This is a genomic window from Streptomyces peucetius (assembly GCF_025854275.1).
Classification (GTDB): domain Bacteria; phylum Actinomycetota; class Actinomycetes; order Streptomycetales; family Streptomycetaceae; genus Streptomyces; species Streptomyces peucetius_A.
Map to the genome: position 1 here is coordinate 6,206,374 of NZ_CP107567.1, position 24,418 is coordinate 6,230,791.

A 24,418-nucleotide genomic window follows, 5' to 3' on the forward strand; every position below is an offset into this window, starting at 1 on the left:
GACGGATCATGACTGACACACCCAGCGGCACACCGAGGGAGCGCTGGACGCTCACCCACTCCTCACGGGCCCACGCCGGCAGCCGGCCGGACCACCCGGCGATCATCTGCGAGGGCCGCGTCACCACCTACGACAAGCTGCACCGCGACAGCAACCGTGCCGCGCACGCCCTGCGCGCCGGCGGCGTGCGGCGCGGCGACCGGGTCGCCTACCTGGGGCGCGAATCGGAGAACTACTACGTGGTGATGCTCGCCTGCGCCAAGGCGGGCGCGGTCCTGGTGCCGGTCAACTGGCGGCTCACCCCGACCGAGGTGGACCACATCCTGCGCGACTCCGGCGCCGCCCTGATCTTCGTCGACGACGAGTTCTGGGACACCGTCGCCGCGGTGCGCCACCAACTGCCCGGTCTGCGGCGGGTGATCCGCGTCGACGGCACCGACGCCGACGGCGAACCCGCCCGCGGCACGGGCCTGCCCGCCTGGGCCGCCGACCAGCCCGACTCCGAGCCGGTGCCGGGCACCGGCCCCGACGACGCCGTGGTGCAGATCTACACCAGCGGCACCACCGGACTGCCCAAGGGCGCCGTCCTCGCCCACCGCAGCTTCTTCACCCTGCCGCACGCGATGCGCGAGCACGGCGTCGCCTGGATCGACTGGCTGCCCGACGACGTCAGCCTCATCTCGCTGCCGGGTTTCGGCGTCGCGGGCATCGGCTGGTTCCTGCACACCTTCAACGCGGGCGGCACCAACGTGATCATGCCGCAGTTCGACCCGCAGGAAGCGGTCCGGCTGATCCGCACCCACAAGGTCACCACCACCTTCGCGGCCCCCGCCATGCTCCAGATGATGGCCGTCGAACGCGGCGCGGGACCGGAGGCGTTCACCTCCCTGCGCAAGATCGCCTACGGCGCGGCGCCCATGTCCGAGACCCTGCTCAGGCAGTGCCTGGAGACCTACGGCTGCGAGTTCGCGCAGATCTACGCCAGTACCGAGACCGGCAGTGTGGCGGTGTGCCTGCCGCCCGAAGCGCACCACCCGGGCAGCCCGGTGCTGGACTCGGTCGGCAGGCCGTGCCCCGGCAACGAGGTCAAGGTGATCGGCCCCGACGGCGACCCCCTCCCGCCCGGGGAGATCGGCCAGATCTGCGTGCGCGCCCCGTCCCGGATGCTCGGCTACTGGAACCTGCCCGAGGCCACCGCGCGCACCCTGGTGGGGGAGTGGCTGCACATGGGGGACGCCGGCTACCTCGACGAGGACGGCTACCTCCACCTGTGCGACCGCATCAACGACACGATTATCGTCGCCGGGCAGAACATCTACCCGGCCGAGGTCGAGAAGGCGCTCGCCGCGCACCCGGCCGTGGCGGACGCCGCCGTCGTCGGCCTGCCCGACGAGCACTGGGGCGAGAGCGTGCACGCGGTCGTCGTCCTGCGCCCCGGCGCCGAGGCGCACCCGCGCGAGCTGCTGCTCTCCCTGCGCGGCCGGCTCGCCGACTACAAGATCCCCACCGCCTACCACTTCACCGACTCCCTGCCCCGCAACCCCTCCGGCAAGATCCTGCGCCGCGCGGTGCGGGAGCGGCTGACGGCACCGGCCCGGGACCCGCTGGCCGGCACGGTCGCATGACACCGCGTCAGCCACCGCGGACAGAAAGGTCGTCGCCCATGAACGGGCCCCTGCACGTCGGCATCCTGCTGCCCACCCGGGAACAGGCCATCAACGGCACCTACGCGGCGGCCCCGCTGCTGGGCTTCGCCCGGCAGGCCGAGGCCCTGGGATTCGACTCCCTCTGGGCGGGCGACTCGCTCACCGCCCGCCCCCGCCTGGACCCGCTCGTCGTCCTGGCCGCCGCTGCCGCCGCCACCGAGCGGATCACCGTCGGCACCGCCGCCCTGACCCCGGCCCTGCGCCACCCGCTGATCGGCGCCAACATGGTCGCGAGCCTCAGCCACGTGGCCGCGGGCCGGCTGGTCCTCGGGCTCGGCTCCGGCTTCCCCATGCCCGAGACGGAGGAGGAGTTCGCCTCGGTCGGCGCCAGCTTCACCGGCCGCGTCGGACGCCTCGACGAGATCACCGCCCTGTGGCGCACGGCCTGGCGCGCCGGACAGGAGGGCGAACCGGCCGACTTCCAGGGCAGGTACTGGCAGGCCGACCACCTCGACCGGCTGCCCTCCCCGGCCACCGCCGGCGGCCCGCCGCTGTGGCTGGCCGGCAGCGACACCCCCAAGGTGCTCGCCCGCGCCGCCACCCGCTACGACGGCTGGCTGCCGTTCCTGCCCGACCCCGACGCCTACGGCCGGGCCCGCCGCCGGATCGCCGAGCTCGCCGAGGAGGCGGGCCGCCCCGCCGGCGCCGTCACCCCCGCCCTGTACGCGACGATCACGGTGAACCGCGACGAGCGGGCGGCCGAGGCCGAACTGGAGCACTACATCAGCCACTACTACGGCCGTTCCCTCGATCAGATGCGCACCATCCAGGCCTACGCCTGGGGCAGCGCCGAGAAGTGCGCCGAATGGCTCGGCGGCTACGTCCGGGCCGGCGCCCGCCACCTGGTCCTGAGGATCGGATCGCTCGACCCGGAACCGCAGTTGAAGGAGATCGCCGAGGTGCTGCTGCCCGCGGTACGCGCCCTCGGCCCGTCCACCACCGTGGGGAGTACACAGTCGTGACCAGTACCACCAACGCAACGGACACCGGCGCCACCGTCGCCGCCGGCAGCCGGATGTCCCGCGCGGGCCAGTGGTTCCACCCGGTGGAGCCCTCGCCCGACGCCTCGATCCGGTTGTTCCTGCTCCCGCACGCGGGCAGCGGCGCCATCATCTACCGGGACTGGGAGAGCCTGCTGCCGCCCGACATCGCCCCGCAGGCGGTGACCCTGCCGGGCCGTCACAACCGCCGGGAGGAGCCGACGTACGGCGCGTTCTGGCCACTGCTCGAAGCGCTGCACGAGGCCGTGCTCGACGACCTGGACGACCGGCCGTTCGCGTTCTTCGGGCACTGCCTCGGCGCCCAGCTGGCGTTCCGGCTGGCCATCCGCATGGAGGAGGAGGGCGGCCCGGCGCCCGTCATGGTCGGCATGTCCGGCTGGTCGCCCGAGGGCTTTTTCCAGCCCACCGAGGAGCAGAGCCGGATGCCCGAGTCCGAGCTCGTCGAGTGGATCAAGAAGCTGGGCTCCTTCCCGGCCGAGATTTACGACAACCCCGAGATGCTCGCCCTCGTGGTCCCCGCGCTCCGCGCCGACCTCAGGGTCGCCGCCCAGTACGTCGACGACGGCGCCGGGGTCGCCTGCCCGCTCGCCTCCTACGGCGGGCGCTCCGACCCCCTGCAGGAGGAGCCGGACGCCATGACCCACTGGGCCGGACGAACCCCCGCCTACCTCGGCCACAACGAGTACTCCGGCGGCCACTTCTACATCGACACCCACGCCCAGGCCGTCACCGCCCACTTCGCGCACCGCCTGCAGCGGATCGCCGCCCACCACGCGCGCTAGCGCCGCGACCGGAGAGGTCGACCTGCCGGCCTTCCCGGCCACAGCACCAGCGCGGCACCGGGAAGGCGCCCCGCTCCGGCGCCTTCCCGGTCTGCACCACACCCCCAGCACCGCCCCCCACACGAGTGCCGCGGGTTCCACAGCCCGACCGGCACCCGTGTCAGCGCCGTGTCAGCGGACTGCGCGACAGTGGCGCACGACCGTCCGCGGCTTTGGACGAGACACCACCCATGTCCCCTCCGCCCCGGCGGCGTCAGCGCGTCCGAGTCCGACCACGGAAGAGAGCCGGTGCCCGGGATCCACCTGCCTGCCCCCTCACCCCTGGAGGCCAACATGTCGCTCGCGGACCACACCGATGTCCTGGACTGGCCCTTCGCCCGCACCGAGGACGGAGACCCGCCGCCCATCCTGGCGGAACTGCGCAACGCGCCCCCCTGCGTGGTGCGCCTCCCGGCGGGAGCCGCCGAGTCCCGCCTGGCCTGGCTGGTGACCCGGTACGCCGACGTACGGCAGGCGCTGGGCGATCCCCGCCTCAGCGCCGACGAACGGCTGCCCGGCGCACCGGTGCGCATCCAGGTCCCGCCCGGCGGGAACCCGAGTTCCTTCCTGCGCCTGGACGACCCCGAGCACGCCCGGCTCCGCTCCATGATCCAGACCGAGTTCACCGCGCGCCGGGTGAAGCGGCTGCGCGAACCGGTCCAGCGGCTGGTGGACGAGCTGCTGGACGAACTGGAGGCACTGCCCCGGCCGACCGACCTGCACGCGGTGTTCTCCCGCGCGCTGCCGACCCTCGTCATCGCACGGCTGCTGGGCGTTCCGGAGCAGGACTCCGCGTTCTTCATCGAGAAGACCCGCGTCACCATCTCCCAGGAGGACCCGGCGGCCTCCCTGGCCGCCTACGAGGAGATGTCCGAGTACCTGGCCAAACTGGCGCTGCGCAAGCTGGAGAGCCCTGGCGACGACCTGATCAGCCGCCTCGCCGTCAACCACCACGCGAAGGGCGCCATCACCCTGGACGAGCTGGTCGGCATCGCCCGGCTGGTCCTGGTGGCCGGACACGAGACCACCACCAACCAGATCGCCCTGAACATCCTGGCGCTGCTGCGCGACGACGACCTGCGGGCGCGGGTGGCCGCCGACGACGGCGCGCTCATACCGAACTTCATCGAGGAGTCGATGCGCTACTGGTCGATCTCCCAGGACGCGATGGTCCGGCTGGCGGTGGAGGACCTCGAACTCGGCGGTGTGGCCGTCTCCAAGGGCGACGCCGTCGTCATCTCCGTGCCCGCCGGCAACCACGACGAGTCGGTCTTCGCCTGCCCGCACCGGATCGACCCGCACCGCGACACCAGCGGCCACCTGCAGTGGGGCTTCGGCCCGCACTACTGCCAGGGGGCCCCGCTGGCGCGGCTGGAGATGGAACTGTCGCTGCGCTCCCTGCTGCGGCGCTTCCCGAACCTGCGGCTGGCGGCCGACCCGCGCACGGTCTTCCGCCGCGGCACCGTCTTCCACGGGGTGACACACCTTCCCGTGACCTGGTGACCGGCCACGGTACCGGCACCACCGGCCAACCACCCGAAATGATCGAGAAACGGAGTCGTCATGACTTCTGAGACAAGCACAGAAGTCGTCGTCGAGGGGCGTGCGCCGACGCCCCCCGGCGGCGCACCGGCCGCCGCCCCCTCGGCCGGTGCCCTCCTGGTGGTGCTCGTGGGCACCTTCATCACGGTGCTGGACTTCTTCATCGCCAACGTGGCCGTCCCCGCCATCAAGGCCGACCTGGGCGCCAGCGCCGCCCAGGCCCAGATGTTCGTCGTGGGCTACGGCGTCGCCTTCACCGCGGGACTGATCACCGGCGGCAGGCTCGGCGACCTCTTCGGCCGCCGGCGGATGTTCACGCTCGGCATGGTGCTGTTCATGCTGGCTTCGGCCGCGTGCAGCCTGGCACCCACGGCGACCGTCCTGGTCGTCGCCCGCATCGCCCAGGGCGCCGCCGCCGCGCTGATGGTGCCGCAGGTGCTCGGCATCATCGGCACGGTGTACACCGGCGCCGCCCGCGACCGCGCCTTCAACGCCTACGGCCTGGTCATCGGACTCGCCGGCGTCTTCGGCCAGTTCATCGGCGGTGCCCTGATCACGGTCGACATCGCGGGACTGAGCTGGCGGACCATCTTCCTGATCAACGTCCCGCTGTGCCTGGTCTCCCTGGCCTTCGTCGGCCGCACGATCCCCGAGTCGCGCGGCGAGGGCGGCACCCGGCTGGACCTCGTGGGCGCCCTGCTGGTCACGGCGTCCCTGGGCATCATCGTCTTCGCGCTGCTGGAGGGCCAGGAGAGCGGCTGGCCGCTGTGGGTGTGGGAGTCGCTGGCCGGTGCGGCCGTCCTGCTGGCGGTGACCGTCTGGCACCTGCGCCGGCGGGCGGCGGCCGACCGGGGCCCGCTGATCGAACCCGCCCTGTTCAAGGGCCGGGTGTTCTCGGTGGGGCTGACCGCGACGGTGGTCTACTTCCTCGCGATGGGCTCCTTCTTCTTCGTGCTGGCCCTCTACCTGCAACTGGGCCGGGGCCTGTCGCCCCTGGAGTCCGGGTCCGTCTTCCTGGCCCTGGGCGCGGGCTACTTCGGCGCCTCGGTGGTGTCGTCGCGCAAGGCCGCCTCGGTCACCGCCCGCAGGGTGGCCGTCGGCCCGCTGACCCTCGCGATCGGCTACGCGGCGGTCGCCCTGACCGCCGACCGCCTCGACACGACGGGACACGTGCTGTGGCTGCTGCCCGCCCTCCTCGTCGCCGGGCTCGGCATGGGCCTGACGACCGGCCCGCTGACCAACCTGGTGCTGGGCGCGGCCGTGCCCGAGCACGCGGCCTCCGCGTCCGGACTGCTGAACACCGCCCAGGAGGGCGGCGCGGCCGTCGGCGTGGCGATCGCCGGCGCGGTCTTCTTCCCCACCCTGGCCGACGCCGGCGGCTCGGCGGGCGCCTACCCACACGCGTTCGCCGTCACGCTCGTCCCGCTCATCGTCCTGGGACTCCTGGCCTCCGCCCTGGTTTTGGCGGCGCCGGGCCGCACCGCACGGCGCTGAGGGGTCCCCACCACCAAGGAAGGCAGGCGTCATGCCGTACGTCACCACTCGGGACGGGACCCGGCTCCACTGCACCGACTGGGGCGAAGGACGTCCCGTGGTGCTGCTCAGCGCCGCCATGGCGGACTCGCGGATGTGGGAGTTCCAGGCGCCGTTCCTGGCCGGTCAGGGGCTGCGCTGCGTCACCTACGACCGGCGCGGCACCGGGCGCTCGGACGTCCCCTGGAGCGGCTACGACTACGACACCCTCGCTTCGGACCTCGCCGACCTGCTCGACCACCTCGACCTGCGGGACGTCCTGCTGGTCGGCTACGCGGCGGGCGGCGGTGAGGCCGTGCGCTACCTGTCCCGGTACGGCGCCGCGCGGGTGGGGAAGCTGGCGCTGGTCGCCTCGACCACGCCGTTCCTGCTGCGCGCCCCGGACAACCCGGACGGCCTGGAGATGGCGCTGTTCGAGGAGATCGAGACGGCCATCCGTGCCGACCGGGCCGCCTGGCTGAGATCACTGACCTGGCCGTTCTTCGCCGGCCCCGAGGCGGATCCGGCGAGCACGCCGCTCTCGTCCCGACTGGCCGAGTGGCTGACGGACCTGGCCATGGACACCTCGCCGCGGGCCGCCACGGAGATCTACCGCACGCTGTTCACCACCGACCAGCGAGCGGAGACGGCGGCCGTCCGGGTGCCCACCCTGGTCGTCCACGGCACCGCCGATCTCGGGGCGCCGTATCCGCTGTGCGGTCCCCGCACCGCGGAGCTCGTTCCCGGCAGCACCCTGCTGACCTACGAGGGCGCGGCCCACGGCCTGTTCGCCACCCACGCCGACCGTCTGAACGCGGACCTGCTGGCCTTCGCCAAGCAGTGACCGCGAGGGCGGCGCCTCCCGTGTGGCCGCCGCCCGGCCCGCGCCCTGCCCTCCCCTCGCTCCCACTCCCGAGCCACCTCGCACACGTGTCTCACACGCCCGCGGACCGGGGCGCTGGGGCGCGGCTCCGGGCGCGGCACCGGGAGCCCCGCCGGGGGTGCCGCGGCGCCCGGCCCGGCGCACCGCGGGCGTCCGCGGCGGGCCGGGCGTGCCCTCGGCCCCGCGTCCCAGTGCCCGGCGTGTCCCTGTCCTGCCTCCCCTGCCCGTGCGCCTCGTCGGCGTCAGCCGCACGTCAGCGCCGTGACAGCGGTCGGCGGCAGAGTCGACGTCGTGGGCCCGGAGCCGCAGGCGCGGCCCCGGCCCCGGACCCGCCGGCACCGTCCGACGAAGGAGTACGCCCGCATGGCAGATACAGCAGCCCCGGTCCCGACCCGGGCACTGGTCCTGGCCAACCCGGCCTCCGGCAGCCACAGCCCGGAACTGGTGGAACAGGTGCGCCAGTTGTGCGACTCGTACCTGGAGCGCACCGAGGTGTACCCGACCACCGGACCGGGTGACGCCACCGTCGCGGTGCGGAGGGCCCTCGAACGGCACACCGGCGCCCCCGACCTGGTCGTCGTCATCGGCGGCGATGGCACCGTCCGGGAGGCCGTCCAGGGCCTGGTGCCCGCCTCCGGGCGCGCCACGCTCGCGGTGGTGCCCGGCGGCACCGGCAACTCCGGCTACAAGATGCTGTGGGGCGACCGCCCCTGGACGGAGTCCCTCAAGGCGATCCTCACCGACTCCGGCATCGGCGGCAGCGCCCGCCCTCGCCGCCTGGACCTGGCCCGTCTCGCCGAGACCCGTCAGTACGTCTACCTGGGTGCCTGCTCCGGTGTGATCGCCGACGCGCTGATCACCGCCCGCGACCTGCCGCTGACCGGCCGCGAGCGGTACGCTCGCGCCTTCGCCGACACCGCCGCGGGCTACGCGCCGTACCCGGGCCGGGTCACCGTCGACGGGCGGGTCGTGCACGAGGGCCCGACCGTCCTCGCGAACGTCGGCGGCGGCCCCTACCGCGGCGGCCGGTTCAACGTCCTGCCCGACTCGCTGCTCGACGACGGCCTGCTCGACGTCTGCGTCATCGGCGACGGGATCGCCGCGGCCGACGTGCCGCGGCTGACTCTGACTGCCGCCCACATCGGCCACCCCGCCACGTGGTACGCGCGCGGCCGGACCATCACCGTGGAGCGCACCGACGGCCGCCGGCTGCCGCTGGAGCACGACGGCGAGTACCAGCACGGCATCGGCTCCACGGCCACCTTCGAGGTCCTCCCCGGCGCCCTCCCCGTGTGGGCCCCGGCCCCGGACCGCCCCGAGACCCCCTGAGACATCCAGAACCCCCGTCGTACCGCACGCCTGGCGACGGTACGTCGGGTCAGCCGCACCAACGGAAACGAGGAGAACACACATGAGCGACCTGACCACCACCGTCGACCGCTACCTGGCCATCTGGAACGAGGCGGACGCCGACAAGCGCGCGGCGGCCATCGCCGAGCTGTTCACCGCCGACGCCCCGTACATCGACCCGCTCGCCGCCGTCGAGGGCCACGAGGGCTTCGGCGCGGTGGTGGCGGGCGCCCGCGAGCAGTTCAAGGGCCTGACCTTCGAACTGCACGGCACGGTCGACGCCCACCACAACCAGGCCCGGTTCCAGTGGGGCCTGGTCACCGAGCCCGGCGCCGAGCCCATCGCGATCGGTTTCGACGTCCTGGTCGCCGACGAGGCGGGCCGCATCAAGGCCGTCTACGGCTTCCTGGACAAGGTGCCGGCCGCCTGAACCCCTCCCCGCGGCGGCGGGAGCACCGTCGGCCGGTGCTCTCGCCGCCGCTTCCTCCCGCCCGGAGTGACCAGCCGCCGACCACGGCACGCCCCGGCCGGCGTACGGCAAGAGAGGTGCCTCGCGCCATGACGGCAGTACTCGGTGAGAGCGTGGCCAGGGCGCTGTGCGACGACTGGGGGAGCACGGCGCCCAGGCGCCCTCGCCGACCCACCGACACCCCGCTGCGTGAACTGTCCCAGTGGGCGGCGACGCTGCGCCCCGAGCACATCCCGTGCCGGGTGCTGAAGCTCGCCGCCAGTCAGGTGCTCTCGCAGGCCGCATCCATCAGGGCCGGGCTCCAGCACCCGCTGGGACGGCGGCTGGTGGCGGCCTTCGGGCACCCGATGCAGCGCGACCCGCGCACCGCCGCGGGCGTCTTCGCCGCCCTCGGGTCCTGGCTCAACCTCGACGACACCGCCTACGCCGGACACCTGTCGAACTCCACCGTCGCGGTACCGCTCGCCTTCGCCTACACCCGCCGGCTCGACGGGCTGTCCCTGCTGACCGCCGTCGTCGCGGCCAACGAGTGCGCGGCCCGCATCACCGCCTCGGCCACCCTCGGCCCGCTGCGCGGCCAGAGCGCCGTGCACACGCACCTGGCGGGCGCGGTGGCCGGCCGGCTGCACTGCGACCGGGCCCCGGCCGCGCTCTTCGAGAACGCCTTCGGGCTGGCCTTCGCCATGCCCAACTGGCCCCTGATGCGCGCTTTCCTGGCCAGCGACGCCCGTCTGTTCAACACCTTCACCCCGGTGCGCACCGCCATGGACGCCTGCGACGCGGCGTACGCGGGGCTGCGCGGCGCTCCCGACATCGTCGAGCACGAGGACGGCTTCCTCGCCCGGTTCGCCACCGTGCCGCTGCCGCAGGCGGTGGCCAAGGGACTGGGCCGGCGCTGGCACACCGACACGCTTTCCTTCAAGATGCACCCCGGCGGGCCGGGCATCGACGCGGCTGTGGACTGCGCCGCCGAGATCCACCGGGAACTGGGCGGCCTGCGGCCCGAGGACGTGGCCGAGGTGGTCGTCGAGGCGTCCCTGTACACCCTCTTCGCCGGTGAGCGCGCAGCCCGGTACGTCAACGGTCCGGGCTCCCCGCTTGGCGCCCTGGTCCTCGACGTGCCCTACCCCGTCGCGACCACCCTGCTCACCGGCGAGTTCACCGTGGACGACTTCTCCTCCCCGCACCTGGACGACCCGGCCCGCTGGGCGCTGGCCCGGCGGGTGCGCCTGGAGCACGACACCGAGATGACGCGCGAACTGTTCCTGTCCGACGCCCCGTTCGGCGAGGCGGTACGGGAGGCGGGGGACCGTGCCGTGCCGTGGCTGCGCGGCTTCGGCGGGGACGAGCTGGTCGACCTGCTGGGCCCGCTGAGCGCCGACGACCGGGACTTCTCCCGCGCCGCGAAGGCCACCGGTGCCCGGGTCACCGTCCGGCTGACCGACGGCCGTACGGTGTCGCGGACCCGGCTGATTCCGGTCGGTGCGGCCGGCCCGGAGACCCGGGTCCGGCACGCGGACCTGGTGCGGGAGAAGTTCCTGTCGGTCGGCGGCCCGCACGAGGTGTCCGACAGCGTGGACCGGCTGCACCGCATGCGTCCGGGCGCCCTGCGTCGCTGGATAGAGGCCGCCTTCCTGGACTGAACCGTCCGGCCCGCCGCCGGACGGCGTGACGTTGTGGCGACCGGAGCGGTTCACCGGCTCCCGCCACACCTTCCCGGCCACACGGTCCTACCGCGCCGGCACCGACAGCAGGGCGAAGGCGTCGAGGATCTCCTCGACCCGCTCTACGATGTCGGCCCGGTCGTTCTGCACCCAGGAGATGTGCTGGGCGCCGAACAGGGCGGAGACCAGGACCCTGGCCAGGGCCTCGGGCACCGCGCTCTCCGGCAGCCGGCCCGCGGCCCGGCACTCCTGGAGGAGTTCGACGATCAGTGACGTGAAACCGACGTACGGGACCGGCATCTCCGCCTTGATGTAGGGACGTTCGATCTGCAGGCGCGCCCCCGCCTTGACGTAGACGTCGTCGCGGAACCCGCCCGCGGTGCGCAGCAGCACGTCCACCACCGTCGAGGGCGAGGAGTGGTCGCCATCGAGCGCGGGAGAAACGATTTCGTTGAGCCTGCGGTAGAACTCCTCCGTCACGGCGACCGCGAGGGCCTCCTTGTTGGAGAAGTGGAAGTACACCGCCCCCTTGGTCATCTCCGCGCGGTCGGCGATGTCCTTGATGGTGACGTTCGGGTAGCCGTGCCGGGCGAAGACCTCCGCGGCCGCGTCGAGGATGGTGCGCCGGGTGCGGATGGCGCGCTCCTGCTTGAGGTGCGAGGTGTCGTCGACCGAGGTGCCGCCGGAGATGTGCGAGGTCTGTGTCGCGTCGCTGTGTTCGCTCATGACGTCCATTCGTGCCGTGCCGTCCGCTGCTTTCGGTGGCTGGTTCGTGGGGGGACTGGGCCGGGGCACGTGCGGACGCTTCGCGGGTTTCGCCCCTCTGACCAGCAGGGGTGACCGATCATCCGCCGTGCTCCGCCCGAGGCTTGCAAAATACCTTCCCAAAGGTATATTAATTACGTGCCGAAGGGCGCCGCACGTCTGTTAGTTCGCATGGTCCTGGTTCTTCCAGTACGGGGGAGGCGAATCCCAGATGTCAGTCCTGCTCAATCATCCCAGCATCCCTCAGGCGTCAGCAATGGCCCACGCCTGTGATTCGTTGAGCTTTGCACGTCCCGTGACGCGTGAGCTGGTGCACCGCAGCTCCGTCGCGGAGGTGTTCGTCACCGACGGCGCCCGTGTCGGTGACCGCGAGTTCGTCGTCGCCGCCCAGTGGCCGCGCGACCACGCGCTCTACCACCCGGACGAGAACGGTCTGAGCGATCCCCTGCTGTTCGCGGAGACCCTGCGTCAGGGGATGGTCTACGTCGCCCACCGGCACTGCGGTGTGCCGCTCGGCCGGCGCTTCGTCGGCCGTGACATCGACTTCGAGATCACCGACCCCGTCACCCTGCGGGTCGAGGGCGTACCGCTCTCGGTGTTCCTGGTGGGCGAGTGGACCTGGGACGGCGACGACGCGCGGGGCAGGAGCGGGGCCCGGATGGACTTCCGGCTCGTCGTCGGCGGCCGCGCCTGCGGCTGGGGCACCATTAGCATGCTGATGGTGGACGAACGGCGCTACCGCCTGCTGCGCCGGCTCGGCGGCGGTGCCGCGGACGCGCCGGCCACCGTACCGGCGCGGACGGCCGCTTCCGGGGCGCCGCGAACGCCCCCGCACCGGGTGGGGCGGCTGCGCTGGCGGGACTGCGTCCTGGAAGAGGCCGCGAGGCCCGACGAGTGGCGGTTGCGCGTGGACCGCGACCACGCGGTGCTCTTCGACCACCCCACCGACCACATCCCGATGATGGTGATGCTGGAAGGCTTCCGCCAGCTCGGCCACCTCAAGGTGCACGACGCGTGCGGCGGCCCGTTCGCCGACCTCTCCTTCGCGCTGGCCCGGACCGCGGTGCAGTGCCTGGCCTTCGGCGAGTTCGACCGGCCCACCCGGCTGGTGGTCGAGGAGTGCGCGTCGGGCGCCCGTCCGCAGGAAACGTTTCAGCTGTCCGTCTCGGCGGTCCAGGGTGACACCGTACTGGCCCGCGCACGGACCGCCTGGGCCTGCGTGGGCACCCGCCCGGCGGCGGCCGTCCCGGCCTCCTGGTAGCGGCGGCCCACCGGCCCGGGCCCCGGGGCCGCACGGTCGTCGGAGCTCAGGCGGATGCGCGTGTCCCCATAACGCGCGTCAGCACGCCCCACATCGCGGCGACGCTGGGCCCGGGCCGGTCCGGGCCCGCGCAGGCGCCGGTCCACAGCGCGGTGCAGAACGCCGCGATGATGAGATCGGCCAGGGCGTCGGCCGGCGGTGCCTCGTCACAGTGCCGTCCCCGCTGCACCTCGCCCACGAGTTCGAGCGCGATGCCATGGGTGTCGCTCAGGAGAGGAGCCACCATGTCGGCCGCCCGAGCCGCCTCCACCTCCAGCCGCAGGGCCGCCTGCGCCCTGTGGTCGGTCTCGAAGAGCTGGCCGAGTCCGAGCACCAGGGCCTCCAGCCGGCTCGTGGCCGGCTCGGGCGAGGTCCTGGCCCCGTCCAGCAGCGTCCGCACGCTCCGGGACAGATGTTCCGTCAGCGCGGCGGCCAGCTTCTCCTTGCTGGAGAAGTGCCCGTACAGGGCGCCCTTGGTCAACCCGATCCGGTCGGCGATGCGCTGCAGGTTCGCGTTCACGTAGCCGTAGCGTGCGAACTCGTACGCAGCGGCGTCGAGGACGCGATCGTGCGTCCGAAGGGCACGCGCCTGCTTGACCACGCTGATCACCTCCTTCACCCCGGCCCGGTGGTGAAGGGCCGGCCAAGAAAAATTCGTTCCCGAACGAATTCTAGTCGTGGAGTAAAGGAGAGCGATAGGTGAACCGGCGTCAAATCTGCACAGGCCAGGGGGCACAGGGTGGCGCGCCGCGGGCGCGCGTACAGCTGGCGGGCGCCGTGGCCTCCGCCGCTGCACACGCGTCGGCGGTGGACGCCACCGGCCGGCTGTCCGCGGAGACCGTCGCGCTGCTGACCCGCGCCGGCTTTGCCCGTCACTTCGTGCCCGGGGTCTGGCACGGTACCGAGGGAACCTTCAGCGACCTCCTCGCCGAGGTGGCGGCCGTCGGCGAGGGGTGTGCGTCCGCCGCGTGGTGCGCCGCCCTGTGGGCGACCCACGGCAGATACGCCGCCCACCTGCCCCTCGAAGGGCAGCTCGACCTGTGGGGCCGATCGCCCGATGTGCGGATCGCCGCCGGACTACGGCCCTCCGGCTCGGCCGCCCGCTGCTCCGGAGGCTGGCTGCTCAGCGGCGCCTGGGAGTGCGTCAGCGGGATCGCGGACGCAGACTGGCTGCTGCTCGCGGCCCCGGAACCGGACGAACCGCGGTTACCCGGCGGCCGGTGCCGGCTCTTCGCCGTCCCCGCCGCCGAGATCCACGTACGGGAGACGTGGAGCAGCACCGGAATGCGCGGCACCGGCAGCCACACCGCGGTCCTCGACGGCCCGGTGGTGGTCCCCGACCACCGTACCTGCTCGCTGTCGGACGTGCTGGCGGGCTCTCCCGGGCCCGGACGGTCCCGCTGCCACACCGCCCCGGCGCACCTGGGGACGGGACTGCTGCTGTGCGCGCCCGCCCTCGGGGCGGCCCGCCACGCCCTACGGGAGTGGACCGCGTGGGCCGCGCGCAGGGGAGCCGGCCGGCCCTCGGAGCGCGCCACGCTCCAGCTGACGCTGGCGCAGTCGGCTGACGACATCGAGGCCGCCGAACTGCTGCTCGGGGACGCGGCGCTGCGGGCCGACTCGGGCACCCGCGCAGAGCGGGACGTGGCCCGCAACCGCCGGGTCGCGGCGGCCGCCGCACAGCACCTGGTCACCGCCGTCGAGCGGCTGTTCCGCGCGGCCGGAACCCACGCATGCGGCGGCCCCGGGCCGCTGGAGCGCACCTGGCGCGACGTCCACGTGCTGGCCGCGCACCAGGCCGTGCGCCGGGAGACCGCGGCGGCCCTGTACGCCGACTCGGTGTTCGCCGACTTCGAAGGCCGTCCCGAGCAGGCGGCCGGGCCGGCGGCCGCGCCCCGGTTCGTGGCGCACTCCGCGCCGGCGGAGGTGGTCGCCGGTGTCCACTGACACCCGCAGCGGGCGCAACCGGTCCCCGCGACCCGCGACGACGCCTCCCCGTCCCACACCCTCCCGGCCCGCTGCGCGGGCACGCCCCGAGGGCCCCCGCCGGCTGGTGTTCTTCGACGTGGACGAGACGCTGATCGGCCGCAAGAGCGGCCCGGACTTCCTCCGCGACCACTTCGCGCGGATGCATGGCGCGGACGGAGTGCGCCGGGCCGGCGAACTGCTCGGTGCACTGGCCGGTCTGCCCCGCGCGGAGGCCAACCGCCGCTTCCACCGGGCCTTCCGGGGCTGCCCGGCCGCGGAGGCCGAGGCCGCGGCCCGCCGGTGGTACCGGGAGCACAGCCGGGCCGACGGCTTCTATCTCCCCACCACACTGGCCGCGCTGCGCCGGCACCGGGCCGAGGGCGCGTCCGTCGCCCTGGTCTCCGGCACCTTCCCGCCGCTGCTGGCCGTCATCGCCGAGGCGGTCGGGGCGCGGTTCGCCCTCGGCGCGAGACTCGAACGCTGCGGGCCGCTGCTCACCGGCGAACTGATCGGCCCCCCGGCCATCGGCGCGGGCAAGCGCACCCTGGTGCGCCAGCTCCTCGCCCGCCACCCTGACATCGACCCGGCCGACTGCTGGGCCTACGGGGACCATCCCTCCGACCTGCCCATGCTGCACAGCGTGGGGCACGCGGTGATGGTCGCCCCGGACGGGACCCACACCACCGTGCCACCGCACGCCGCCGGGACCGACGGAGGCGGGTGACCGCGGCGGACCGCCGGCTCCGGCCGGGACCGGTGCGGTTGTCGATGCGGATCACCGTGACCTGCCCGCACGACGGTCACGCGGATGAGTGCGAGGTCGGCGTGCACCGTCAGCACGCCGATCATGCCCACGTGCACGGCGAGGGCTGCGGGCACGTGACGGTGCCCCACGATGACCACATGGACTACGTGCACGACAGCCACCGTCATGCGGCTCACGAAGGCCACTGGGGCGATCACTGACTACTTGGAGCACGCTCCCGGAAACTCGAGATGCACTCCGGCGTCCGGGGTGCATCTCGTGTGCTTCCGCAGCCCGGAGGAATGGCTCGGTGGCAGATGAATGGTCGGTTCTCACCGGCTCGAGCAGGGCAGGAGCGCCATCTCGGGAGCGTTCTTGATCGCCCTGACGATCCGCCGTTGCTGCTGGGCCGTGACGCGGGTGACGCGGCGGCCGGGTGCTGATCGCGCTGATGCCGTGACGGCCGGGCTGCTCACCCCTGCTTGTCGGAAGTCGTAGCCGAGCAGGTCGCCCGATGGCGCCACGCTCTTACGGATCAGCAGGCCGGCGGCGGCAGGCCGGTCGAAGAACTCTTCCTCTCGCGCCGCGCCGGCCACCGCGCGCCGGTCCATCCCGCGCGGCTCCTCCCGCGCGATGCGCTCGCACTGCGCGGGCGCCGAAGTTTTGTGCCCGCAAACCGAGCCCTCGGTGGTTGCCGCGGCCTGGGTCGCGCTGAGCAGGCGGACTGCCTGTCGGTGACGCTCGTTTGATGCTCTGGCTGTCCGTGCGCAGGGGAATGAGCCGAAGGAGCGGCTCTGGCCTGGAGGTTTACGCTGCTTGTTCAGACCGACATCTTTCCGATGACGCACCATGTGGAGTGCGTCGCGATCCTTGAACCGGCCGAAAAGGCGTCTGACCTGCTCCTTTGTATTCCATGTGGTCGAATTGACTCGTTTTCGCTCGCGGAATGCGTCAGCTGAGTTCACTTGTGCAGAACGGTCTGAGCCAACGGGCACAGCCCGCCGACGGCCGTAAATGCTGGGCAGACGACCTGCGGGCCCGCCCTGCAGAGGGGCGACTCCGGTTCACCCGGCCCCTGCCCCTGGTTCTCCCTTCGTGGTGAGCATCCGCTCGACGCGGTCGAAGCGTTCGTGCAGCGCGTGCGCGGTCTCGTCGGACAGCCGATGAACGGCCTCTTCGACCATCCGGTCCAGGTGCCTGCGCCGCCTGTCCTCCCGGCCCACGAACCAGGTCGCCAGGGCGGCGGTGACGATGCCGTACGTGGTGATGCCGACGACCATCACGACCGCGGCGATGACCCGGCCCCATGGCGTCACCGGGTAGAAATCCCCGTAGCCCACCGTGGTAGCCGTCTCGATCGACCACCACAGCGCCGTGGGGTACGTCGTCAGATTGGCGTTCCGGGCGCCCTCTTCGGCGGTCACCACCGTCCAGGACCCAGCCAGCATCGTGATCGCCAGGACGGCCGTGGCACCGCCCGCGGCCTTCAGGTGCAGCGAGCGGTCCTTCCGGCCGAGCAGCACATCCATCGCCCTGGTCAGGAATCCGGGCAGCACGCTGTTCCTCCTGTCTCCGACCGCCGGGACGGGCTACGGCGACGGGCACACAGGTGCGGCAGACGGTGGCGAGCCCGGCAGCCGCTCGCGGGCGGTCCTCGGCGCATCCCGGCATGCGCCCAGTGTCTGCCCACGTGGAGTGCGCCGGCACGCCGGCCGTGGCATTCGAGAGGCGGGACGACCGGGGTCCAAGCGGTCGTCGGCCGCACGACTGCGGCGCCTCGCGCAACCTCACCCGTACGGGCCGTCGCGACGGGCCACAGGGACGGCATGCCCGCCACGCTGACGCTGGACATCGCCGCCGTGTCGGTTCCAACGCCATCACCCTCACCAACGGCGGGCTCGACGGTGCGTCGCACGACTCCACCGAACAGGCGGTGACTCTCGGCACGCAACGACTCAAGGACGTGCCGGCGGGCAGGACCCTCCGAGCAACCCGTCGGTGAGCAGGGCTGACATCTCCGCCGCCGGCCGGCCTGGTCAGTGCTGAATGGCGACCTTGGCGGCGACGAGCACCAGGCCGAGCGCGAGGTTGACAGCGCCGACGGACACCACTGCACGGCGGGACGCGCCGGCCCGGATTCCCCCGGCACTGGCCCAGGCCACCTGCTGGGCCACGGCGACGCCGAGCCCCAGCCACGCCGTGCCCTCGAGCCCCAGACCGAGCAGCGGGCTGATCGCGACAGCGGCGGCCGGGGCAACGGCCGCCTGGGCGATCGGCCACTCGTGAGCGCAGCGGCGGCGGACCGCCGACCACGTCAGTGTCCGGTACGGCAGCAACTCGCCGACGAGAGCGGAGTAGACGTGCGCGGCCCAGAACACGACTCCTGTGCACAAGAGGAGCAACACGAGCTGGACGCGCGGGTACGGGCCGGGCGTACTGGCTCCGGCGACCACCGAGGCGGCCAGGAGCGAGCCATGGACCGCGCCCGTGTAGTCGGTCCGGACGACACCGGACGGTCGCCCCGCAGAGCCCGGTCCTCGTAGATTGGGCTGATGTGTCACCTTTCTATGGTCATCACAAAGGCCGGTTCGCCGCCTGCCCGACCGGGTCGTGCAGCGCGGCCAGAACCCGGCGCGGCACACAGGGTCTCCGGGCCACAGATGCCGAGTCGCCGATCCGGTGCAAACCCGGCTGCCGGGCACGCCGGCGCCGGTGACAGCACGATGGGACGGCCGAAGGAGCGCGGCAACGACCGGTTCCGGTGCCCTGTGTGCTCGCGCCGTCGGTACCGCGGTCGCCGGGCTGAGCATGGTGTCCAACTTCGTGTGGCTGCCTCGTGCGCCCGGCTGGGTCAGTGTGCCCATCATCATGCACGGCTTCGTCATCTGGGTCCTTTGTGCGCCCCGCCGCAGCACCGAAGCGCAGAACTGGCAACTGCCTCGAGGCGATCGCGCTCGGCGATGGCCAATCGGTCATCCCGCACGCCGGCGTCGGCCGCGGCCTGACGAACCAACTGCCGCAGGGCATTTTGTGAATGCCGAGGTCCGCGTCCTCGTGGTCCCGCCCGCGGCTTCCTCCCGTCGGGCAGCACCCTCGGGATGGGGGGATCGCCTTCCGCCTCGACGGCGTCACCCACCGCTTCGCCGTCGCTCCTCCCCGGACGGGCTCTGGCTGGGCCGCGACGGGCACACCTGGCACGTCCTGGACCACGACCCCGTCGAGGCCGCCCTCTCCGGTGCCCGGCACGGCGGGGCCGACACGCTTGCCGCGCCCATGCCCGGCACGGTCACCGTCGTGAAGGTGGCCGTCGGGGACGGGATGGAGGCCGGGCAGAGCCTGCTCGTCGTCGAGGCGATGAAGACGGAGCACCTCACCGCCCTGCACACCGGCACCGTCACCGAGCTGGACGTCACGCCCGGCACCACCGTCGCCATGGTCCAGATCCTCGCTGTCGTCAGCGCAACCGGTCCGGTTGAAGGGCGAGATCGACCCGTCGGATACTGCTGGGACAGTCGCCCGTCTTCTCCGGCAACCGCACGTCACCACCTGCGGTTCGAAAGGCTTCCATGTCGATTCCCGCGCTGGACCACTCCGAATCCGCCATCGTCTCCCGACTCCGCACCGGCGGATGTGTGTTCGCGGAGGACGAGGCGCAGGTGATCATGTCGGCGGCCGGTGACGCCGCCGAACTCGAAGAAATGGTCGAGCGCCGGGTCGTCGGTCTGCCTCTCGAACACGTCGTCGGTCACGCGGAATTCCGCGGCCTGCGCATCGAGGTGGATGCCGAGGTCTTCGTACCCCGGCGGCGCACCGAGGCGCTCGTTCGGGAGGCCGCACGGCTCGCTCCGGCACGGGCGGTCGTCGTCGACCTCTGCTGCGGCTCCGGCGCACTGGGCGTCGCCCTCGCCGCCGCCCTGGAGGAGGTCGAGCTGTACGCCGCGGACGTCGACCCCGCCGCCGTCCGCTGCGCCCGGCGCAACGTCGTTCCGGCCGGGGGCTCGGTCTACGAGGGTGACCTCTTCGAGCCGCTGCCCGCCGGGCTGAAGGGCGGCGTGGACGTCCTGCTGTCCAACGTCCCGTACGTGCCCACCACGGAGATCGAGCTCCTTCCGGCCGAGGCCCGCGACTACGAGGCGCGGGTGGCTCTTGACGGCGGTGTGGACGGTCTCGAGGTCCTGCGGCGGGTTGTCGCCGAGGCGGCCGAGTGGCTGGCTCCGGGCGGCATCCTGCTGTTCGAGACGAGCGAGCGGCAGGCCGACGAGGCCGTTTCCGCCGTGACGGGTGCCGGTCTGCTCGCGCGGGTGGCCACCGACGACGAGCTGGACGCCACGGTGATCATCGCGAGCCGCTCCGACGTCCCCTGAGCCGTGCCCGCGACGGCCGGGCGGCGAGGATCCCTCGCCCGACCGGTCGGCCGTCGGGCTCAGAACTGCCGGGCGTACCGCTCCGCTTCCTCGTGGGCGTGGGCGCGGGCGAGGGAGGCCTCGGCCAGGGGGCGGAGCGCGGCCATGGCGGGGTTGTGGGAGGCCGTGGTCAGTTCGGGGGTGACGAAGTCCACCTCCAGGCCGAGGGAACTGCCGAGGACGGTCTTCAGGCAGTGCGTGACGTGGTCCATGCCGCCGCGGGGCTGCCGGGGCCGTAGCCGCCGCGGCGGCTCGCGACGACCACGGCGCGGCGGCCGCGCGTTGGCACCTGGTCGGGGGAGCCGAACAGGACCCGGCCGACGACGAAGACCTGGTCGATCCAGGCATTGAAGGCGGACGGCACCGAGTTGTTGTACATCGGGACGCTGAACAGGTAGGCGCCGGCCCATGGAACTCCTCGATGTGAAGCCTGCCGGCCCTCGCATCTGGCGCGTGATCCGCTTGGTCGGCGTCGCGGTCCCGCGTCCGGACCTGAGCGATCGGCGCAGTGGTCGTGACGGGGCCGGTGGACGCTCCGCCACGCGGACCGCGTCCGGAACACCACCTGCGACGCCGCCGCCGGGCAGACTCGACGCAGCAGTGCACGCGGCAGCAGTGCATGCGGCACTGCAGTGCACGCGGTGATCGAAGCGATGGCGGGCGAGGCGCACATGGTGTCCCCGAGGAGCGGCGGAACCCACGTCCTCCACCAGGAGGGCACATGAGTCATGCGGGCGACGCCACCGACGTCGTGATCGTCGGCGGCGGGGCGGCGGGGCTGTCGCTCGCGCACGCGCTGACCGCGCCCGGCGCCGCCCGCCCCCTCTCGGTGGCGCTGGTGGACACCCCGAGGCCGTCGCTGCGACCGGCGGAACGCACCTGGTGCTTCTGGCAGGAGGGCCCGGGCGACTTCGGCGACGCCCTGGTCGCCTCCTGGCGCCGGCTGCGCGTCCATGGCCGGGACGGCGAGGTGGTCGAGGGGGAGCTCGAGAAGCTGCGCTACCGGATGCTCCGCTCGGACGGCTTCGAAGCCCTGGTCGGCTCGCGACTGGCCGCCCTTCCTCATGTGCGGCTGGTGGAGGCGACAGCGGAGACGGTGCGCAACGTGGCCCACGGCGCGGAAGCCCTGTGCGTCACCGCCGGAGGGGACCGCGTCACACTGCGGGGCCGGCATCTGTTCGACTCCCGACCCGCCCGTTCGCTGCCGCCGGCCCGCAGCACCCTGCTGCAGCACTTCAGAGGCTGGTTCGTCCGTACCTCGGCCCCGGCCTTCGACGACGAGGTCGTGGAGCTGATGGACTTTCGGGTCCCTCAGCCCGCCCACGGGCTCGCCTTCGGATACGTCCTCCCGCTCGGCCCGCGGGACGCGCTCGTCGAGTACACCCAGTTCTCCAGGACCCCGCTGTCCCGCCCCCAGTACGAGGCGGCCCTCGCGCAGTACACCCGGGACGTCCTGCGCCTCGGGCGGTTCGACGTGCGTTCCGTCGAAGCGGGCGTCATCCCCATGACCGACGCGCGGTTCGCCCGCCGGATCGGCCCCGCCGTGCACCGCATCGGCGCAGTCGGGGGTGCCACCAGGCCGGCGACCGGCTACACCTTCTCCGCCGTCCAGAGGCAGAGCAGGGCCGTCGCCGCCGCGCTGCGCGACGGCAAGGAGCCCCGGCTGCCGGCGCCCCACGGGCGTCGCGCGCTGGCCATGGACGCCGTGATGCTGCGCGCCCTGGACACCGGGCGCGTCAACGGCCCCGACTTCTTCACCCGGTTGTTCCGGCGCACGCCCGCCGAACGGGTGCTGCGTTTCCTCGACGGCCGGACCGGGCTGTGGGAGGACGTGCTCCTCGGCCTCGCCACACCCGTGGGCCCCATGCTCCGTACCGCGGCGGAACTGCCCTTCCTGCCGCGGAAGCCCTTCCCCCTCACACGCGAAGAGAGCACCGGATGACGCTGATGCGCGACGCGGACCTTGCAGCAGCCTTCGACCATGCCGCCCCGGCGTACGACCGGCTCGTCGGTCTCAACGCCGGGTACCACCGCGACCTCAGACGTTCCGCGCGGCGGCTCCGTCTGCCCGACGGCGGCGCGGGCCGGCACATCCTCGACATCGGCTGCGGCACGGGAGCCTCGACGGCCGCCCTACTGCGGGCCGCCCCGCTCGCCCGGGTCACCGCGGTCGACGCCTCCGCGGGCATGCTCGAACGGGCAGCCGCCAAACGCTGGCCCGCCGGCGTGACGTTCGTGCACACGCCGGTGGAACGGCTGGCCGCCGCCGGGGTCACGGGACCGTTCGACGCGGCCTTCGCCGGCTACCTCTTCCGTAACGTGGCGGACCCCGACGCCGTGCTGGCCACGGTCCACTCGGCTCTGCGCTCCGGCGGCAGACTGGCGGTGCACGAATACTCCCTGAGCGGGTCCGCCGGGCACCGGGCTCTCTGGTCGGCCGTGTGCCGGGCGGTCATCATCCCGGCCGGCACCGTCACCGGCGACAGCGGCCTCTACCGCCACCTCCACCGCAGCGTGCTGGAGTTCGACACCGCGCCCGCGTTCGCCGCCCGGCTCTCCGGCGCCGGATTCAGGGACGCCCGGGCGCTCCCGGTGCCCGGATGGCAGACCGGCATCGTCCACACGTTCCTGGGCCGTCGCGCCGGATCCGGCGAGGGCCGACGGGAAGCAGGGCCCCGATGAGCCGCCTCGGCGCTCGCGCCGGGGCGGCTCCGCGCCGGGGGCGGGACCGGAAGGCGCAGGTGGTGCCGGCGGCGCCGGGTCTGCGCCGGGTCCACGGACCGGCGCCGCGGGCCGCGGTCGTCGGAGGCGGCATCGCCGGCCTGGCAGCCGCGACGGCGCTGGCAGAAAGAGGCGTCAGGGTCACGCTCCACGAGCGCGGATCCGGCCTCGGCGGCCGTCTCGCCGGCTGGCGGACCGAGCTCGCGGACGGCAGCCGGGTGACCATGAGCCGCGGTTTCCACGCCTTCTTCCGCCAGTACTACAACCTGCGCGGTCTGCTCCGCCGTGCGGACCCCTCGCTCTCCGTCCTCCGTCCGCTGCCCGACTACCCCTTGCTCCATCGCACCGGGCTCACCGACAGCTTCGTCCATGTGCCCCGCACACCACCCTGGAGCGCGGTCGGGTTCGCGGCGCTCAGCCCGACCTTCGGTTGGCGGGACCTGGCGGCCATGCGGCCGGGGGCCGCCCTCCCGCTCTTCGACGTGCGCGTGCCCGATGTGTACGAGCGGTTCGACGCCGTGAGCGCCCACGACTTCCTCGAGGCGGTCGGCTTCCCCCCGGCGGCGCACCACCTCGCGTTCCAGGTGTTCTCCCGCAGCTTCTTCTCGGACCCGCGAGAACTGTCGGCGGCCGAACTGCTGCTGATGTTCCACATCTACTTCCTCGGCTCCTCGGAGGGGCTGCTCTTCGACGTGCCCGACGACCCTTTCCCGCAGGCGCTTTGGGAGCCGCTGGGCCGTTACCTCGAACGCCTGGGCGTGGACGTCCGGACCGGCGCACCCGTCGACTCCGTCCGGCCGTCGGGCGGCACGGCTCTGAGCGTCGACGCCGGCGGCACCTCCACCGCGTACGACGCCGTGGTCCTGGCCCTGGACGTGACGGGCCTGCAAGGTTTGGTCGAGGCGTCGCCGGGGCTGGGCGACGAGGCGTGGCGGGCGGCAGTCGCGGCCCAGCGGACCGCGCCGCCCTTCCTGGTGTCCCGGCTGTGGCTGGACCGCCCCGTGGACCGGTCCCGGCCCGGATTCCTCGGCACGAGCGGCTTCGACGGCCTCGACAACGTGAGCGTTCTGGACCGCTGGGAGGGGGAGGCGGTCCGCTGGGCGCGGCGCACCGGTGGCAGCGTCGTGGAACTGCACGGCTACGCCGTCGACGAGTCGGCCGACCGACACGCCGTCGAACGGAGGCTGCTGCGGCAGCTTCACGAGGTCTACCCGGAGACCGCCGGGGCCCGGGTCGTCGACGCCCGGCACGAATGGCGCGCGGACTGCCCGCTGTTCCCCGTCAAGGGCTACCTGTCCCGCCCGGCGGTGAGCACTCCCCACCCCGCTCTGACGATGGCCGGCGACCTGGTCCGCACCGACCTGCCGGTGGCGCTCATGGAGCGTGCCGCCACGACCGGGTTCCTCGCCGCCAACTCACTGCTGCGGCGCTGGGGCGCGGCCGGCCATCCGCTGTGGACGGTGCCCCGCAAGGGGCGTTCGCCGGTGCTGCGGGGCATGGCCGCCCGGCTCGCGGACGGCTCCTGAGCCACCGGCCTCGCAGGACCCCTGCCCGTGGGTTCGGCGGGG

Annotated in this window: 23 protein-coding genes and 2 pseudogenes; 18 read left to right on the plus strand and 7 right to left on the minus strand. The window is 73.2% G+C overall.

What is annotated here, in order from left to right; all coding sequences use genetic code 11:
* Positions 1–8 precede the first annotated feature (8 nt).
* The 9 genes from OGH68_RS28265 (at position 9) to OGH68_RS28305 (ending at position 10,927) form a co-directional block, all read left to right on the plus strand.
* The gene (locus OGH68_RS28265) at positions 9–1,625 is read left to right on the plus strand and encodes a fatty acid--CoA ligase (RefSeq protein WP_264247830.1); all 1,617 of its coding nucleotides are present in this window, start codon (positions 9–11) and stop codon (positions 1,623–1,625) included.
* A gap of 38 nt (positions 1,626–1,663) precedes the next feature.
* Positions 1,664–2,668, plus strand: a complete 1,005-nt coding sequence (locus OGH68_RS28270; RefSeq protein WP_264247832.1) for an LLM class flavin-dependent oxidoreductase — start codon at positions 1,664–1,666, stop codon at positions 2,666–2,668.
* Between the two features lie 53 nt (positions 2,669–2,721).
* Positions 2,722–3,489 (plus strand): thioesterase II family protein, encoded by a 768-nt coding sequence (locus OGH68_RS28275; RefSeq protein ID WP_264250327.1) that lies wholly within the window; start codon positions 2,722–2,724, stop codon positions 3,487–3,489.
* Between the two features lie 288 nt (positions 3,490–3,777).
* A complete protein-coding gene (locus tag OGH68_RS28280; protein WP_264247833.1) occupies positions 3,778–5,031 on the plus strand; it encodes a cytochrome P450 in 1,254 nt (417 codons plus the stop codon).
* A gap of 60 nt (positions 5,032–5,091) precedes the next feature.
* Positions 5,092–6,564: an MFS transporter gene (locus OGH68_RS28285; RefSeq protein ID WP_264247834.1), complete on the plus strand. Its 1,473-nt coding sequence runs from the start codon at positions 5,092–5,094 to the stop codon at positions 6,562–6,564.
* Positions 6,565–6,595: 31 nt separating this feature from the next.
* Positions 6,596–7,426 carry an alpha/beta fold hydrolase gene (locus OGH68_RS28290; RefSeq protein WP_264247835.1) on the plus strand — a complete coding sequence of 277 codons (831 nt, stop codon included), beginning with the start codon at positions 6,596–6,598 and terminating at the stop codon, positions 7,424–7,426.
* 402 nt (positions 7,427–7,828) lie between these two features.
* The gene (locus tag OGH68_RS28295; RefSeq protein WP_264247836.1) at positions 7,829–8,794 is read left to right on the plus strand and encodes a diacylglycerol/lipid kinase family protein; all 966 of its coding nucleotides are present in this window, start codon (positions 7,829–7,831) and stop codon (positions 8,792–8,794) included.
* A gap of 82 nt (positions 8,795–8,876) precedes the next feature.
* Positions 8,877–9,245, plus strand: a complete 369-nt coding sequence (locus OGH68_RS28300; RefSeq protein ID WP_030234889.1) for a nuclear transport factor 2 family protein — start codon at positions 8,877–8,879, stop codon at positions 9,243–9,245.
* A 128-nt stretch (positions 9,246–9,373) separates the two neighbouring features.
* Entirely contained in the window at positions 9,374–10,927 is a 1,554-nt protein-coding gene (locus OGH68_RS28305; RefSeq protein WP_264247837.1) for an MmgE/PrpD family protein, read from the plus strand.
* A gap of 87 nt (positions 10,928–11,014) precedes the next feature.
* Here the strand turns inward: OGH68_RS28305 and OGH68_RS28310 are convergent, their stop codons facing one another.
* Positions 11,015–11,674 (minus strand): ScbR family autoregulator-binding transcription factor, encoded by a 660-nt coding sequence (locus OGH68_RS28310; protein ID WP_264247838.1) that lies wholly within the window; start codon positions 11,672–11,674, stop codon positions 11,015–11,017.
* A gap of 334 nt (positions 11,675–12,008) precedes the next feature.
* Here OGH68_RS28310 and OGH68_RS28315 point away from each other — a divergent pair, with 334 nt between their 5' ends.
* Entirely contained in the window at positions 12,009–12,974 is a 966-nt protein-coding gene (locus tag OGH68_RS28315; RefSeq protein ID WP_264247839.1) for a ScbA/BarX family gamma-butyrolactone biosynthesis protein, read from the plus strand.
* A 46-nt stretch (positions 12,975–13,020) separates the two neighbouring features.
* Here OGH68_RS28315 and OGH68_RS28320 read toward each other — a convergent pair whose 3' ends face one another.
* Positions 13,021–13,614, minus strand: coding sequence for a TetR/AcrR family transcriptional regulator (locus OGH68_RS28320; protein WP_264247840.1), 594 nt, complete (start codon positions 13,612–13,614; stop codon positions 13,021–13,023).
* Positions 13,615–13,712: 98 nt separating this feature from the next.
* On the opposite strand from OGH68_RS28320, the gene OGH68_RS28325 reads away from it, so the two are divergent.
* The 3 genes from OGH68_RS28325 to OGH68_RS28335 are packed head-to-tail and all read left to right on the plus strand — an operon-like array spanning position 13,713 to position 15,947.
* Positions 13,713–14,960 carry an acyl-CoA dehydrogenase family protein gene (locus OGH68_RS28325; RefSeq protein ID WP_264247841.1) on the plus strand — a complete coding sequence of 416 codons (1,248 nt, stop codon included), beginning with the start codon at positions 13,713–13,715 and terminating at the stop codon, positions 14,958–14,960.
* Positions 14,950–15,705, plus strand: coding sequence for an HAD family hydrolase (locus OGH68_RS28330; RefSeq protein ID WP_264247842.1), 756 nt, complete (start codon positions 14,950–14,952; stop codon positions 15,703–15,705). Before OGH68_RS28325 ends, OGH68_RS28330 begins: the two co-directional genes overlap by 11 nt.
* A 44-nt stretch (positions 15,706–15,749) precedes the next feature.
* Positions 15,750–15,947 (plus strand): hypothetical protein, encoded by a 198-nt coding sequence (locus OGH68_RS28335; RefSeq protein WP_264250328.1) that lies wholly within the window; start codon positions 15,750–15,752, stop codon positions 15,945–15,947.
* A 111-nt stretch (positions 15,948–16,058) separates the two neighbouring features.
* Here the strand turns inward: OGH68_RS28335 and rpsR are convergent.
* The 3 genes and pseudogenes from rpsR to OGH68_RS28350 form a co-directional block, all read right to left on the minus strand.
* Positions 16,059–16,157: pseudogene (gene rpsR / locus OGH68_RS28340) on the minus strand (bS18 family ribosomal protein); the annotation flags it as partial.
* Positions 16,158–16,790: 633 nt separating this feature from the next.
* On the minus strand, positions 16,791–17,282 hold the full coding sequence (locus tag OGH68_RS28345) for a potassium channel family protein (RefSeq protein WP_319020244.1): 492 nt from the start codon (positions 17,280–17,282) through the stop codon (positions 16,791–16,793).
* Positions 17,283–17,762: 480 nt separating this feature from the next.
* Positions 17,763–18,287, minus strand: coding sequence for a hypothetical protein (locus tag OGH68_RS28350; RefSeq protein WP_264247844.1), 525 nt, complete (start codon positions 18,285–18,287; stop codon positions 17,763–17,765).
* 557 nt (positions 18,288–18,844) lie between these two features.
* Between OGH68_RS28350 and OGH68_RS28355 the strand changes: the two are divergent.
* Together OGH68_RS28355 and OGH68_RS28360 are read left to right on the plus strand one after the other, a co-directional pair.
* Positions 18,845–19,185 (plus strand): annotated as a pseudogene (locus OGH68_RS28355) (acetyl-CoA carboxylase biotin carboxyl carrier protein subunit); the annotation flags it as partial.
* A gap of 107 nt (positions 19,186–19,292) precedes the next feature.
* The gene (locus OGH68_RS28360) at positions 19,293–20,090 is read left to right on the plus strand and encodes a putative protein N(5)-glutamine methyltransferase (RefSeq protein ID WP_264247845.1); all 798 of its coding nucleotides are present in this window, start codon (positions 19,293–19,295) and stop codon (positions 20,088–20,090) included.
* Between the two features lie 59 nt (positions 20,091–20,149).
* On the opposite strand, the gene OGH68_RS28365 is transcribed toward OGH68_RS28360, so the two are convergent.
* On the minus strand, positions 20,150–20,341 hold the full coding sequence (locus OGH68_RS28365) for a hypothetical protein (RefSeq protein WP_264247846.1): 192 nt from the start codon (positions 20,339–20,341) through the stop codon (positions 20,150–20,152).
* Positions 20,317–20,859, minus strand: coding sequence for an NAD(P)H-dependent oxidoreductase (locus tag OGH68_RS28370; protein ID WP_319020245.1), 543 nt, complete (start codon positions 20,857–20,859; stop codon positions 20,317–20,319). The genes OGH68_RS28365 and OGH68_RS28370 overlap by 25 nt, the downstream gene beginning before the upstream one ends.
* Between OGH68_RS28370 and OGH68_RS28375 the strand changes: the two genes are divergently transcribed.
* The 3 genes from OGH68_RS28375 to OGH68_RS28385 are packed head-to-tail and all read left to right on the plus strand — an operon-like array spanning position 20,851 to position 24,376.
* Positions 20,851–22,071 (plus strand): lycopene cyclase family protein, encoded by a 1,221-nt coding sequence (locus tag OGH68_RS28375; protein WP_264247847.1) that lies wholly within the window; start codon positions 20,851–20,853, stop codon positions 22,069–22,071. The two genes, OGH68_RS28370 and OGH68_RS28375, sit on opposite strands and share 9 nt — an antisense overlap.
* The gene (locus OGH68_RS28380) at positions 22,068–22,811 is read left to right on the plus strand and encodes a class I SAM-dependent methyltransferase (RefSeq protein WP_264247848.1); all 744 of its coding nucleotides are present in this window, start codon (positions 22,068–22,070) and stop codon (positions 22,809–22,811) included. Before OGH68_RS28375 ends, OGH68_RS28380 begins: the two co-directional genes overlap by 4 nt.
* Complete coding sequence (locus OGH68_RS28385) at positions 22,808–24,376, plus strand: FAD-dependent oxidoreductase (protein ID WP_264247849.1); 1,569 nt, start codon at positions 22,808–22,810, stop codon at positions 24,374–24,376. The genes OGH68_RS28380 and OGH68_RS28385 overlap by 4 nt, the downstream gene beginning before the upstream one ends.
* Positions 24,377–24,418: the final 42 nt, after the last annotated feature.

Coding starts and splice junctions, on each gene's coding strand:
- OGH68_RS28365 (WP_264247846.1), bottom strand. CDS start 20,341: ATGGACCACGTCACGCACTGCCTGAAGACCGTCCTCGGCAGTTCCCTC.
- OGH68_RS28305 (WP_264247837.1), top strand. CDS start 9,374: ATGACGGCAGTACTCGGTGAGAGCGTGGCCAGGGCGCTGTGCGACGAC.
- OGH68_RS28335 (WP_264250328.1), top strand. CDS start 15,750: ATGCGGATCACCGTGACCTGCCCGCACGACGGTCACGCGGATGAGTGC.
- OGH68_RS28285 (WP_264247834.1), top strand. CDS start 5,092: ATGACTTCTGAGACAAGCACAGAAGTCGTCGTCGAGGGGCGTGCGCCG.
- OGH68_RS28385 (WP_264247849.1), top strand. CDS start 22,808: ATGAGCCGCCTCGGCGCTCGCGCCGGGGCGGCTCCGCGCCGGGGGCGG.
- OGH68_RS28270 (WP_264247832.1), top strand. CDS start 1,664: ATGAACGGGCCCCTGCACGTCGGCATCCTGCTGCCCACCCGGGAACAG.
- OGH68_RS28310 (WP_264247838.1), bottom strand. CDS start 11,674: ATGAGCGAACACAGCGACGCGACACAGACCTCGCACATCTCCGGCGGC.
- OGH68_RS28300 (WP_030234889.1), top strand. CDS start 8,877: ATGAGCGACCTGACCACCACCGTCGACCGCTACCTGGCCATCTGGAAC.
- OGH68_RS28360 (WP_264247845.1), top strand. CDS start 19,293: ATGTCGATTCCCGCGCTGGACCACTCCGAATCCGCCATCGTCTCCCGA.
- OGH68_RS28290 (WP_264247835.1), top strand. CDS start 6,596: ATGCCGTACGTCACCACTCGGGACGGGACCCGGCTCCACTGCACCGAC.
- OGH68_RS28295 (WP_264247836.1), top strand. CDS start 7,829: ATGGCAGATACAGCAGCCCCGGTCCCGACCCGGGCACTGGTCCTGGCC.
- OGH68_RS28375 (WP_264247847.1), top strand. CDS start 20,851: ATGAGTCATGCGGGCGACGCCACCGACGTCGTGATCGTCGGCGGCGGG.
- OGH68_RS28265 (WP_264247830.1), top strand. CDS start 9: ATGACTGACACACCCAGCGGCACACCGAGGGAGCGCTGGACGCTCACC.
- OGH68_RS28380 (WP_264247848.1), top strand. CDS start 22,068: ATGACGCTGATGCGCGACGCGGACCTTGCAGCAGCCTTCGACCATGCC.
- OGH68_RS28370 (WP_319020245.1), bottom strand. CDS start 20,859: ATGACTCATGTGCCCTCCTGGTGGAGGACGTGGGTTCCGCCGCTCCTC.
- OGH68_RS28275 (WP_264250327.1), top strand. CDS start 2,722: ATGTCCCGCGCGGGCCAGTGGTTCCACCCGGTGGAGCCCTCGCCCGAC.